Origin of the sequence: Porphyromonas pogonae (assembly GCF_036320655.1) — a bacterium.
In the GTDB taxonomy this organism is placed as follows: domain Bacteria; phylum Bacteroidota; class Bacteroidia; order Bacteroidales; family Porphyromonadaceae; genus Porphyromonas; species Porphyromonas pogonae.
This window is the reverse complement of sequence record NZ_CP143258.1, coordinates 2,863,121-2,876,533: the sequence shown is the minus strand read 5'-3', so window position 1 is coordinate 2,876,533 and position 13,413 is coordinate 2,863,121. Positions and strand designations below refer to the sequence as shown.

At 41.5% G+C, this 13,413-nt stretch carries 8 protein-coding genes; 1 reads left to right on the top strand and 7 read right to left on the bottom strand.

Annotated features, from left to right (window positions below):
• Positions 1–204: 204 nt before the first annotated feature.
• Positions 205–795 (top strand): DUF3575 domain-containing protein, encoded by a 591-nt coding sequence (locus VYJ22_RS11470; RefSeq protein ID WP_329904234.1) that lies wholly within the window; start codon positions 205–207, stop codon positions 793–795.
• 220 nt (positions 796–1,015) lie between these two features.
• Here VYJ22_RS11470 and asnS read toward each other — a convergent pair whose 3' ends face one another.
• The 7 genes from asnS to VYJ22_RS11435 form a co-directional block, all read right to left on the bottom strand.
• Positions 1,016–2,413 (bottom strand): asparagine--tRNA ligase, encoded by a 1,398-nt coding sequence (gene asnS, locus VYJ22_RS11465; protein WP_329904233.1) that lies wholly within the window; start codon positions 2,411–2,413, stop codon positions 1,016–1,018.
• A gap of 22 nt (positions 2,414–2,435) precedes the next feature.
• Positions 2,436–3,914: a pseudouridine synthase gene (locus VYJ22_RS11460; protein ID WP_329904232.1), complete on the bottom strand. Its 1,479-nt coding sequence runs from the start codon at positions 3,912–3,914 to the stop codon at positions 2,436–2,438.
• A gap of 132 nt (positions 3,915–4,046) precedes the next feature.
• Positions 4,047–5,387, bottom strand: a complete 1,341-nt coding sequence (purB, locus tag VYJ22_RS11455) for an adenylosuccinate lyase (protein ID WP_329904231.1) — start codon at positions 5,385–5,387, stop codon at positions 4,047–4,049.
• Between the two features lie 329 nt (positions 5,388–5,716).
• A complete protein-coding gene (locus VYJ22_RS11450) occupies positions 5,717–7,366 on the bottom strand; it encodes a RagB/SusD family nutrient uptake outer membrane protein (RefSeq protein ID WP_329904230.1) in 1,650 nt (549 codons plus the stop codon).
• A 13-nt stretch (positions 7,367–7,379) separates the two neighbouring features.
• Positions 7,380–10,457 carry a SusC/RagA family TonB-linked outer membrane protein gene (locus tag VYJ22_RS11445; RefSeq protein WP_329904229.1) on the bottom strand — a complete coding sequence of 1,026 codons (3,078 nt, stop codon included), beginning with the start codon at positions 10,455–10,457 and terminating at the stop codon, positions 7,380–7,382.
• 639 nt (positions 10,458–11,096) lie between these two features.
• Complete coding sequence (locus VYJ22_RS11440; RefSeq protein WP_329904228.1) at positions 11,097–12,119, bottom strand: discoidin domain-containing protein; 1,023 nt, start codon at positions 12,117–12,119, stop codon at positions 11,097–11,099.
• A 63-nt stretch (positions 12,120–12,182) separates the two neighbouring features.
• Positions 12,183–13,403, bottom strand: coding sequence for a DUF1735 and LamG domain-containing protein (locus tag VYJ22_RS11435; RefSeq protein ID WP_329904226.1), 1,221 nt, complete (start codon positions 13,401–13,403; stop codon positions 12,183–12,185).
• Between the last annotated feature and the right edge of the window lie 10 nt (positions 13,404–13,413).

Here is a 13,413-nt window from a genome sequence, read left to right as displayed (position 1 = left end):
ATATATTAGTTTTTAAGTATATTTGCACATAAGGTAGATTCATATAACAATACAGAAAGAGCGTTTAAGGTATGTTTCCTTTTTCGACAAAAATTTAAATATTCTTAAATAGCCTCTTTGTTTTAATACTTAACATCATTATCGATGTCTTCATGTTTTTTATAATCATGTGTAAGCATTGATATGCATAAAATACTGCACAAAATGAGAAAAATTATAGGAGCACTCCTTTTTCTTGTTACGATGAGTTTTGCATCTGCTCAGCACGTAGCGCTCAAGAATAACTTGTTATATGATGCAACCGGCACACCAAACCTTGCGCTGGAGTTTGCCTTCAGCAAAAAGACCACGCTGGATATTTACGGCGGAGTCAATCCCTTTACATTCTCTGATGGTAAGAAATGGAAGCATTGGCTGGCACAGCCCGAGTTTCGCTATTGGTTCTGTGAAGCGTTCAACGGAGCTTTTATAGGTGTGCACGGCCATGTAGGACAAATGAATGTAGCCAATGTAAAAGGCATACAGCTTGGATACACTACGACCAAAAGCGAATGGGGTGAGATGAATAAATACCGCTACGAAGGATGGTTTTACGGTGGCGGTGTGAGCCTTGGTTATCAATTCATCCTCGGTGATCATTGGAACCTCGAAGCCAGTGTCGGTGGCGGATACATCCACTTCGACTATGACAAATACAACTGTGGCAATTGTGGTACAAAAATAGCCTCAGATCTCAAAAAAGATTATTTCGGCCTTACCCGTGCTACCATCTCCCTTGTATACCTTTTCAATTAAGTAAGGAATATCAAGCAGGATTATTCCTGTAATAAAATATCGCAGGTGTGGCAAAACCTCTCATTTTGCCATACCTGTTTTTATTTATACATATGGAGACTGTTGACTTTTGCAACAGTCTCAGCTTGTGCTCTTGGTGTGTTTTCTAACAAAAAAGCAGATGCCTATAAATGAGACAGCTGCTTTCTTATAATGATATTGTTATACCTTAGGGGGATTCTTAGAATTCCGCATTGTTTGGCGTTCTGGGGAATGGAATTACATCTCTGATGTTTGCCATGCCTGTAACGAAGAGTAATAATCGCTCGAAGCCAAGGCCAAAACCTGAGTGAGGAGCTGTGCCATAGCGACGAGAATCGAGATACCACCAAATATCTTTTTCAGGAACCCCCATTTCGTTAGCTCTTTTGATTAGTTTGTCATAGTCTGACTCACGCTCTGAACCTCCGATGATCTCTCCAATTTTTGGGAACAAAACGTCCATACCTCTTACCGTCTTGTCGTCATCATTCATCTTCATATAGAAACTTTTGATCTCCTTGGGATAATCAGTCATGATTACGGGAGTTTTGAAGTGGTCCTCTACAAGATAACGCTCATGCTCGCTGGCGAGGTCTGCTCCCCAATAAACGGGGAATTCGAATTTGCGACCATCCTTTACAGCCTTCTCAAGGATCTCTATACCCTCTGTGTATGCAAGGCGTTTGAATGGTTTTTCCAAAACAAATTTGAGACGATCGATGAGTTCTTTGTCAAAGTGCTCTGCAAGGAATGTGATATCATCTAAACAATGATCCAAAGCCCACTGCACACAATATTTGATAAAGTCTTCAGCCAAATCCATATTTTCTTGGATTTCCAAGAAAGCGACTTCAGGCTCTATCATCCAAAACTCCGCTAAGTGGCGAGGAGTATTAGAGTTCTCTGCACGGAATGTGGGCCCGAATGTATAAATCGCACCTAGTGCCATAGCAGCCATCTCGCCTTCGAGCTGGCCGGAAACAGTAAGTGCTGTGTGTTTTCCAAAGAAGTCTTTGGAGTAATCCACTTCGCCTGTCTCTGTTTTGGGCATGTTGTCCATGTCCAGCGTTGTTACTTGGAACATCTGTCCCGCTCCTTCGCAGTCACTACCTGTAATCAGTGGTGCATGGAAGTAGAAGAATCCTCTTTCATGGAAAAAGGTATGTATAGCCATGGCCATGTGGTGGCGCATACGATAGATGGCTCCAAACGTATTGGTACGTGGGCGTAAATGCGCTATTTCACGCAGAAACTCCAGTGAGTGACCTTTCTTTTGTAACGGATAGGTGGCAGGATCTGCCGTGCCGTACACTTCTATTTCCTGAGCTTGGATCTCTACATGCTGACCGGCTCCTTGTGACTCTACTAATTGTCCTACCACACTGATGCAAGCTCCGGTGGTGATTTTGGCAAGTGTTTCGTCTTGAAAAAGAGTCAGATCGGCTACTACCTGAATATTATGGATAGTGGAACCGTCATTCAGTGCAATAAAACTTACGGCTTTGTTACCGCGACGAGTGCGAACCCAGCCTTTTGCGTTCACTTGCTGTCCTATCAGATCTCCCTTGAGAAGATCGATGATTTTTGTTCTTTTCATCGTTTAGGCAATTTCAATACAATTATTCAAATGCGCCCATGCGCAGGTTGTTTACTTCTTGTTCGTTGAGATAACGCCATTTGCCGCGAGGCAGGTTCCTCTTGGTAAGACCGGCAAAATACACACGGTCGAGTTTCATCACACGGTATCCCAAATGCTCGAATATACGACGCACAATACGATTACGTCCGGAGTGTATCTCAATACCTACTTGAGTTTGATCATCTTCTTTTACATAGCTAATGGCATCAGCATGTATCTCCCCGTCTTCAAGCTCTATACCATCGGCAATCTTTTGCATATCCTCTATGGATACGGGCTTATTGAGCCATACATGGTATATTTTTTTCTTGAGGAAAGCCGGGTGTGTAAGTTTGGCTGCCAGATCACCGTCATTGGTGATCAGAAGCACGCCGGTGGTATTCCTGTCGAGACGTCCTACAGGATAGATCCGCTCAGGGCAAGCGTGGCGTACGATGTCCATAACTGTGGTACGGCACTCAGGATCATCCGATGTGGTCACACAGTTTTTGGGCTTATTGAGCAATACATATACTTTGCTCTCTATCTCCACTTTTTTGCCTTTGTATTCTATTACGTGCTGGCGTGTCACCCGTGTTCCGAGCTCAGTGGCTACTTGCCCGTTTACGGTGATCTCTCCATTTTGGATTAGCTGATCAGCTTCGCGTCGGGAGCATACTCCGGCATTAGCCAAGTATTTGTTCAAGCGGATCTCTTCGTTAGGATCGGATACTACTTCTTTATACTTAATGGGTCTGATAGGCTCACGGGTCGGCTTTTGCGGACGACCGCCATTGTTAAAAGTTTTTCTCGGGTTACGATTTCTATCGTATCCCCCTCCGCCACCGTTATTGGGCCTTCTTTGCTGAGGGCGTTGTGGTCTTTGCCTTCGTTCTTCATAAGGGCTACCGGCTCTATACCCTTCTGTAGGATAAGGTTGGTAAGAACCTCTCTCATGATATGCCCCCCTATCTTGATATGAACCTCTATCCTGATAAGAGTTTCTGTCTTGGTAAGAGCCTCTATCTTGATATGATGCCCCTCTTTCTTGATAGGAAGGTCTGTCATATGAAGATCTCTGTGGTCTGTTACTGTTTTGGTATGAGGGCCTTTCATCACGATCTCTGTAAGAGGGTGAAGAGTATGAGTCACGTGGAGTTCTGCCTGAAGAGGACGGATAAGAAGGTCTTTGTGGACGTTCGAATCTTGTTGTGTTTTCTTCAGTTGTTTCTCTTCTGGTAAAAGACGGGCTGGTTGCCCTGATCGGTTCTGCACCGATGCGGATGCGGCGACGCTTGTGCGTTCCGGCAGCTTCGCTATCGGAATTAATAGCCGTGCCATTAGCCGAGGCTATGGGACGCGCAGTACGACGGACAGTCTTATCATCAGCAGAAGATTCATCAGAACTTGCCTCGCGGCGGATTCTAAAAATCTGTTCTTCTTTTTTTTCGGGATCTTTCCCTTGTTCGTCATTAATCATTGATACTGAATTGATTTAGATAATTAAGCAGCCTCACGGTTGCGTTACAAATGAATTGTTTATTAAAATTAGATTATTATTCCTTTTTCTAATAATGGAGTAGTTTGGGATCACAAAATTAGCTAAAAGAATTTATAAACCCACATAATTTGAGGGAGTTATTGCTTTTAGCTCTTTTTTTACCTCTTCCGATACATTTAATGTGTCAATAAAACGTTCCATAGACTCGGCTGTAATGGCCTCATTGGTTCGGGTAAGAGCTTTGAGTGTTTCATAAGGCTTTGGATAACCTTCACGGCGCAATACGGTTTGTATAGCTTCTGCAATTACCATATAGTGATTGTCAAGATCACGGGCTATAGCTTCTTTGTTGATCAGTAATTTTCCAAAGCCTTTTCTGAGGCTTTCTAATGCGATCATAGTGTGAGCCAAAGGTACACCGGCATTGCGCAGTACAGTAGAATCAGTGAGATCGCGTTGGAGTCTTGAAATAGGAAGTTTACGAGCCAAAAACCCATAAATAGCATTGGCCATGCCCAAGTTACCCTCCGCATTTTCAAAATCTATAGGGTTCACTTTGTGAGGCATGGCAGATGAACCCACTTCTCCTTCTTTGATCTTTTGTTTGAAATATTCCATGGAAATATACATCCAAAAGTCACGAGCCATGTCTATCATGATCACGTTGATGCGAGTGAGTGCATCAAAGAGTGATGCTAGATTATCATAGTTGGATATTTGAGTAGTAAACATCTCTCGCTCCAGTCCCATCGATTCTACGAAGTTTGCGGCAAACCTTCGCCAGTCGTGCTCTGGATATGCTACGCGGTGTGCATTGAAATTCCCTGTGGCACCGCCAAACTTGGCGGAGTGGGGTATAGCAAGTAATTGTGTACGTTGTGTGCGTAGGCGGTAGATGAATACTTCAATCTCTTTGCCCAGTCGAGTAGGTGATGCAGGCTGCCCATGAGTTTTGGCCAGCATGGGGATATTATTCCATTCGGATGCTAAGGCATCAAGATATGCAATAAGCTTGTCGAGCAAAGGTAATAGGGCGTCGAACAAGGCTTCCTTGATCATCAGAGGGAAAGCTGTATTGTTGATATCTTGTGAGGTAAGCCCGAAATGTACAAATTCTTTTTCTTCACCTATGCCCAAAGCTTCGAATCGTTCCTTGATAAAATATTCCACAGCCTTTACGTCATGATTGGTTACGTTTTCAATCTCTTTGATGCTTCGAGCATCTTGCGGGCTGAAGTTGCGATAGATATTGTGCAAAGCCTCCTCTCTTTGTGGATTCATTTGCTTGCCAAGCTCTGGCAACTCATGAGATAAGGCTATGAAGTACAAGATTTCTACCCGTACTCTGTAGGCTATCAAAGCTTCTTCAGAGAAATAAGAGCTCAAGCATTCTACTTTGTTTCTGTATCGACCATCGATCGGAGAAATAGCATTTAAGGCATCAAACTGCATCTTTTGATATGAAATATTTTAGTTTTACAATTACGGTACAATGAATTGTCCTGTAAGTTCAATTTCGTTTTTATTACTCTCGTCTACGGCATAGCCCTCACAGGCTTGCTTTGATTCGTTATTCGAGAATTTATTTTTACTCCCTAAAATTAGTTATAATTATCCGACTCTGCACACTCTCAATGCTTCAAAATCAGTCATCAAGTTTTTTGCTTATCATATCAGTCAGGCATGGAATGGTCAGTACATTGAAAAAAAGAGGCTGTCTCAGCAATAAAATATTGTGAGACAGCCTTATTGTAATAAATCAGTAATATCGGATGTTGATATTAGAAGTTGGGTTTACCATCTGCAGCTCCTGCATTGGTATCCCACCAAAGTTTGGTGCCGCCATTGTCCGGACCACCAAGAAGTTTGATGGCTTTTTCAAGCTCGGCACTGTTGTTTTTGCGCTCACTATCAGGGAAAGGCAAGCGACGTATCATGATCTTAGAATCAATGGTACCCGCACTATTATTGACAATGATAGGGAAAAGACGTGGATAACCTGTACGACGAAACTCTGACCAAGCTTCCTGACCCTCTGGCCAGTTGGCGATCCATTTTTGGGTAATGATCTTTTCTAATTTTTTCTCATTATCATCGCCATCATTCCATGCCACTGTCACTGTAGACACAGGTTGGCTATTATATTTGGGTTCTTTTATATCTTCATAAGCAGTGGGTTTGTTGGTTGAGTTTTTGATGTACTCATCCGCTCCTGTCACTCCACGAAGGTTAAAAGAGGTTTTGATACCCATTTCATAAAGACTTTGAGCAGTACCACCCATATTGCTCCAACCACGCAATACTCCTTCTGCACGAATGAAGTAAACTTCGGCAGCAGTCATGAGCTGTACGGGTGTAGAGTGGGCATTGACTTGCATGTAAGCATCTGAAAGAGTCGAGTAATTTTTTCTCAAATCTTTGTTGACCATATGGGTTCCCTGACGTATACCTTGATAATGCTCCTTGCCATATTTCTTCACGATTTCTTCATCCGTTGCGAAGGAGAAGTATTTGCTGATACGAGGATCTTTGAGGCCTACCATAATAGATTCCATATCAGCACTCATGCGTGAATCTCCGTATGCATCAGCAACGATACAAAGCGGATTCTTCATTGACTTGGTAGATACCAGCACATCTTTGTTTTCCAGTACCCCGGCTTTGTCGCTCATCGCAAGTTCGCCTTGTTTTTTTGCCAAATCAGGGTTTACCTTAGAGATGCGGATAGCTACGCGCAAACGAAGAGAGTTGGCAAGCTTGAGCCACATGTTGAAATCACCACCGAAGATATCATCGTAGTCTTTCAGTGCATTTACATCTTTGTTAGGCCCTGCTTGATAATCCCGGATCAATTTCACGGCTTCATCAAGTTCTTTGAAGAATTGGCTGTAGATCTCTTTTTGACTGTCATATACACTGGATACACCACCTTCGCCATACTTTGAGTAGGGTATTGGACCGTATATATCAGTCATACGCTGCATTCCCATTACTTTCAAAATCAATGCAACACCATACACCTCGCTAAACTTCTTATCTTTTCCTATCGCATTTTTGGTTTCAAGCCAAGGCTTCATAATATTATTGTTGTAGCGCTCGAATGAATGAGAGTTCCACCCCGTCATCATAAAGTAATTGATATTGTTGAGGTCATTATTGAACGGTGTAGGGGGAGTCAAATAGCCGGAGAAAAGATCTGCACTTAGATTTTGCATAATCTGGAATGCCCAGTCGGAGTTGTCATAGTTGAAGTAGATAGACTGCTCCATTTGAGGTATGCCCCCCGCTACATATAAGAAGTGTGCTTCTTTCTTTTTGCCTGAAACACCCGACTCATTGGTATTATATTCGTCAAAACTACTTGTACAACTGCTCAAAGCAATTACTCCTGATGCAATTGCAATGGCGTATGTAAAAAATTTATTTTTCATTGCTTTGTAATAATTAGAAGTTCACATTTAGGCTAATACCAAAGCTGCGGGTTGAAGGCAAACTGAAGTTATCTGCGTTACCACCACCATTGCCACTCGTGCTAAGGGCAATTTCGGGATCATAAGGAGCATCTCTGTAAATGAAGAAGAGGTTGCGACCTATAAATGATATGCGTGCGCCTGTAATGAACTTGGTTTTATCAATGAGAATTTTGGGTAAATTATAAGAAAGAGATAACTCACGCAAGCGGATGTTTGTAGCTTTGTAAAGAGCTACATCTGCAGCTGTTGCTTTCTGATAATATTTCTGAGCATTAATGAGACCAGTAAACTCTTCTGAGCTGATGAGCTTATTATTGGCATCATATTTATTGAGTACGGCAGGAACCTTTACACCTCCGGCATTACGAGCATTACCTGTTTGCTCACTACGACCTTTTGCTGATAGCATAGCCTCTGTAGTGGAAATCACATTGCCGCCAAAACGTCCGTCGAGCTGGAATCCTAATGAGAAGTTCTTATAGCGGAATTCATTGTACATACCCAGGTTGAAATCAGGATTTACATTTCCTATTCTCTCTTCATCACTAGTTTGTGATAGCTGGTAATCTTCACTTCCTTTTTGGCTGAGGATTACACGCCCTTGTTCATCTCTTTTGATGCGTTTTGCGTACATCTCACCCCATTCTTTACCCTCGTACAAGCGATAGCTGAAAGCTCCTGCACTAAGCGGAAGCCCCTTGTCTTTGTACACATCAGGAAGAGATATTATCTTATTTTTATTGGTGGCGAAGTTGAGGGTTCCTGTCCATTCGAAGTCATTGTTGCGTATGGGTGTAAATCCTAATGTAGCTTCGAAACCTCTGTTTTGTACTTTACCGGCATTGATATAATACTGAGAGTAACCTGAACCTGATGTATTATCTACCAAGAAGTATTGATTTACAGTGTTGGTTTGATACCATGCCATGTCTAGAGTAAGGCGGCTATCAAACATGCGAAGGTTGAGACCTGCTTCCACTGATGTAGACTTTTCAGGCTTCAAATCTGTAAATGGTTTTACTGTATTAGCTTCGATACCACCGCCGGCTTTGAGTTTGTCCAATGGATTGGTAAGTCCCCATGGCATATCATTACCTACTTGTGTCCATGACAAACGCAATTTGCCGAAGTTGAGCCATGAAGGTAAAACATCGTTGTCACGCATGAGCTTGCTGAAAATGAATGAGGATCCTATAGAAGGATAGAAGAAGCTTCTATTTTGCTTAGGCAGTGTAGAGGACCAGTCATTACGTGCAGTGAAGTCAAGGTATACAAGGTCATCATAACCGAGTGATGCTGTGCCGAATACACTTTGCAACTGTCTGTGCTCTTTGGTCTGACCTACTCCAGGCTTATCGCCGTTGATATAGTTATTTACATCAAAGATGCCGGGGATCTGCAAATCACCAAGTTTATATTCATGTTTACGAACTTGGTTGTCGGAGATGCTTGAGCCTAATGTGGCCAAAACAGATAGTTTGCCAAATGTTTTATTGAACTGCAACAACATGTCTCCGTAAGCCCAGATAAATTGATCATTCATGTATTCGTAACGTCCCCCGCGTTTTCCTGAAGGGAAAGCTGCAGCCATTACTTTACGTTCGTTTTCTATCCAAGTACGGTCATAGCTACCTCTGAGCTGGAAGTTGAGGTAATCTGTAAGATTGAACTTTAAGTTCAACTTAGTGATCGCCTTATTCATATTGCTCAGGTAATTGTGGTTATTTACCAGCCAGTAAGGATTGAAGTTGATATCTCCGATTACAGGCCAGTTTTGTTGCATCATGTTTGTCTTAGGATCAAACAACTCGTAGTCTTGTTTGTATTTGTTGAATGAATCTGTGCCATCGGCATACAAATAAAGTCCCACTACAGGGTTAAAGTATTGTCCCGGAGAGGTCGGAGCGTGGTTGATTTTTTGTTTAGTAAGAGCCACACTACCATCGACTTCAATGAATTTGTCAAATAAATTGGTTGTAGAGCGCAATGAAATATTGTGCTTTGACATTGTATTTTTATCTACGATACCTGCAGCAGAAGTGTTTTGGTAAGATAGGAAGTTCTGAAGTTTCTCGCTACCTCCGGAAATGTTCACCCCTGTGATAAATGAAGTTCCCGTACGGAAGAAATCTCTTACAAAGCTATTGTTAACAGCCTGTTTAGGACCCCATCCTGCATCAGTTACTTTGGATACTCCGTTTACACCCATACCATAATCACCTTGGAATTTGTAGGTCATATAAGGTACGTCAGCCTGAAATGCAGAGCTGATATTGATAGAAGTTTTACCTTCTTTACCCTTTTTAGTTGTTATCATGATAACCCCGTTGGCAGCTTGGCTACCATAGAGAGCAGCAGCAGATGCACCCTTGAGCACGTTGATGCTTTCAATATCATCTGCATTGATGGCTGATAATCCGTCACCTACGTCGATACCACCACCGTAGCCACCTTCGGCTCCTGTCTGGCTAAATGCTCCACTATTGATAGGTGTACCATCGACTACATATAGAGGTTGGTTATTGCCAAAGATAGAGCGGTTACCACGAAGTATAATTTTTACAGAACTACCAACACTGGATCCGGATCCGGATACAGACATACCGGCTGTTTTACCGGCAAAATTTGAGAGGAAGTTAGTGGTGGGGACCTCTGTCAGAGCCTTACCACTTATTTTTTGGGTAGCATAGGGCAAGCTCTTTTCAGATCTTTTGATACCCATAGCTGTCACAACAACTTCGCCGAGCATCTTACTGTCCGGAGCAAGTTTTACATTGATGGTGGTTTTACTTCCAACTTTGATTTCTTGAGGAGTGTAGCCCAGATAAGAAAAAAGCAAAACATCATTGGGCGATGCTTTGATAGTGAATTTTCCATTGGCATCTGTAACTGTTCCGATTGTAGTGTTGCTTTTGATCACAACGCTTGCTTGGATCAATGGCTCATTGTTTTCGTCCACAACGGTTCCTGTGATTGCCTTTTGAGCAAAAGCCATGTTGGGGATTAGGATCAATAATGCCATCAATGACCATAAAAAGTTTCTTTTCATAGGATTTAGAACTTTTTTTAATTTACATTGAGTAATGTTTGCCTATACTTTATAAAGTATTTTATTTAAGAGCTTGATTACTAAAATCAAAACTCGGCGCAAAGCTACTTCTAAAAAACATCAAAAACAACAAAAAACGACTAAATAACATCTTTTATATAAAACTTCAATAAGAAGAGAAATATTCCAATTTATCCCAATTGCTTATTGGATGCGGAATTTATGAGTTTTATGGTATGTTACCAGATATAGTACATTTATTTATACACTTAATTTGATGTTAAAAAAATATGTTTTTGATTAATTGTCTTTAATACAATTAATTGGTGGCGCCATACCCCTTGTAATTAATATTAGCATTATGAGACCGTTGCATAGCAGGCCAATTGCTTCGTTGCTTGCGAGATTCGCGCTTGATCATTTACCAGAAGTAAACTCCCTGTGCACTCACTCTTAGCGCCCTGCACTTTACCTTCTCTGCCCGGTCAAAGTGTCTTTTGTCGGCTTTGCCTCCAAAATCCATGAGACTGTTGACTTTTGCAACAGTCTCATTTTACGAAATTTCCTTATTTCAGTAAAAAAGAAGGGCATGTCATTTTTATGACACACCCTTCACATCTTACAGTTTAAAATACCGGATTATTTGTATAGCTCTATTTCTGCGATTGATGCAAATGCACTATAATAAGAATCCAAAATCTCTAATTTTATTAGTTTACAACTCACAGGAGCATAGAATTCAAGATTGAAAGATGCAGGAGGATTTACTGTTGCTCCATTTAAAGTATATGCGCCCTGAACTTCCCAATCTGTTCCATTTTCGCTTGTCAATAATTTAACTTTCTTTGCAGAGTATCCCTCATAACGATTATCTGGTGTTATGATCTTTATACCACTTAGCTTTTCTTGTTGTGACATCTCTATCTCTAAATTGAGATTCGGTGTAGAACGAGCTCCCAACCATATAGTTTTGATATTTTTGTCAATAACATTCTCAGCCTTATAAGTCGCGCTATATTGATTGTTCGCTTTGGCTTTTAGTTCTTTGCTATCTATAGCTGTCTTCTTAGTTAAGTCACCGTTCTCTTTAATATTGATTTTGTTTTTAGTAAAATCAACGAAGAATTGTCCGAAGTTCTCACTTACTTTAATGTTGTTTGAAGTCTTCTCGATTCTCAATACAGCTAATGCTCCGTCAGTATAATTCTTTAGAAGATTGTAATCTTTGAAAGCAATTTTCAATGGTTGCTCTGATTTTAGTTCTCCTTTTTTGACTACTACAGAGCGATTCACAAAATTCACTATGCCTTCTGGGGCTGATTTAAGTTTCTTATCGTTTGCTGTATTATATTCGTTGAGCAGTGTTGTGTCTGCTGATGTTGCCAGCGTAATATTTACATCTTCATTAGCCGGAGCAGTAAGATAAGCATAAAACTTGATGGTGTCTTTTGGCCCTGATATTGATGTCGGATTTTCTATCACTTCCAGCTTCTCTGTATTGAAGGGGGTTATTCCGGTACTTACGTAGGCCTTTATGGACGTAACGTCTATTTTTTCGGTTGGATTTAGTTCCGATCCTATTTCAATGCCTTTGTCACAAGATGTGAAAATAGGACTGCAAAACACAACGGAAGCAAATGCCAAAAGTAATTTCTTTTTCATTCTTAATTAGATGTTTTTTATATCGGGAGAGAGTCTTCTGATGATCATCCCTCCCGCTAATAATTAATCAATTTTTGTACGCCCTTTACCGTCTGATCTAATATTGTCCATCCATCTTGGAGCGGCTTTTTCCATATATTTCTCGTCGCTTGTATTGTAGATATTCATGTCCGGAGCTCCTTTTATCGAATTCTTCAATAGACTTCCTTTGCCTTCGTCCATCTTCCAATACATCATCAAGCCCGGAGTAGTAGGACTTACGGAAAACTCATTCTCCTGGATTTGTTTTTGGCTGCGAGCTATGTTCCATATGCGCACTTCGCTCATCATACATGCGTTTCTAAAGTATTGCGCACTGGAGCTTGCCACCCATATCTTCTCTCCAAGATTGAATACTGTACCGGCGGGCTTATCCGTATCGAGATCTTTTTGTCCATTGATATATAGTGTTACTTTAGTCCCGTCATAGGTGACTGCGATATGGTACCAAGAGTTAGGTTCAAAGACAGCATTAGATCTGTCGAATTGTCCGGCTTTGCCGAATTTCACTTGTAGCGTATTAAATGGTGTAGCAGCATCCCCGAAGCGCATATAGATTTCAGAGTCTTTACCCCAGTTACCGAACAAAGCTTGATTATTGATAACAAATCCGCTCATGTTTACACGCATTTCTACGGTCCAAGACTTAAGATCCACTGATTTCTCAGCATTAGCCATACCACAGCGGTAACCCAACTTGTCACTCCCTAAGACAGGGGCTTGGGTAACGATTACCGGTTCTATGATATAAACCAAACGATCGGCTCCCGGTAAGATAGCCATATTGTTACCTCCCGCATTGGAGAGTTTGAAGGCAACAGCGTATTTCTCACCCGAGTCTTTCATCTCTGCACTCAGAGGCTTCACTGTGATTTTCAGCGGATTTGAGAATGTGCTACCCTTTTTTATCAACACTTTGGTGTCCGATACCGTAACCATAGCTTTGGGAAGCGGTTTGTAATTGGTATTGTTTTGCTTGTTGAAAGCAGCCAGAGCTTCCTCATCAATCTGTAGAGAAAAGTCTACGTCTGTATTCTGAAGGTCTGATACCCTTACACTGATATCCGTACTCACGTTTTCATTTGCCACTTTCAGTTTCTCAGACTGGTTGGTGCGCGTATTGGTTTGTGCTATGTAAGCCTGATCCTTTTTTGCGGAATATTCTGCGTCGTTGCACCCGGCTATGAGCACAGATATCATCAAGGTAAGGAATAGACCGTTAGTCTTATTTCTAAAAAATTTCATAGGTCTTTGA

What these genes read in the sequence shown, in the direction of transcription:
- VYJ22_RS11470 (WP_329904234.1), top strand. Translation starts at nt 205, where the DNA reads ATGAGAAAAATTATAGGAGCACTCCTTTTTCTTGTTACGATGAGTTTT.
- VYJ22_RS11440 (WP_329904228.1), bottom strand. Translation starts at nt 12,119, where the DNA reads ATGAAAAAGAAATTACTTTTGGCATTTGCTTCCGTTGTGTTTTGCAGT.
- VYJ22_RS11450 (WP_329904230.1), bottom strand. Translation starts at nt 7,366, where the DNA reads ATGAAAAATAAATTTTTTACATACGCCATTGCAATTGCATCAGGAGTA.
- VYJ22_RS11460 (WP_329904232.1), bottom strand. Translation starts at nt 3,914, where the DNA reads ATGATTAATGACGAACAAGGGAAAGATCCCGAAAAAAAAGAAGAACAG.
- VYJ22_RS11445 (WP_329904229.1), bottom strand. Translation starts at nt 10,457, where the DNA reads ATGAAAAGAAACTTTTTATGGTCATTGATGGCATTATTGATCCTAATC.
- asnS (WP_329904233.1), bottom strand. Translation starts at nt 2,413, where the DNA reads ATGAAAAGAACAAAAATCATCGATCTTCTCAAGGGAGATCTGATAGGA.
- purB (WP_329904231.1), bottom strand. Translation starts at nt 5,387, where the DNA reads ATGCAGTTTGATGCCTTAAATGCTATTTCTCCGATCGATGGTCGATAC.
- VYJ22_RS11435 (WP_329904226.1), bottom strand. Translation starts at nt 13,403, where the DNA reads ATGAAATTTTTTAGAAATAAGACTAACGGTCTATTCCTTACCTTGATG.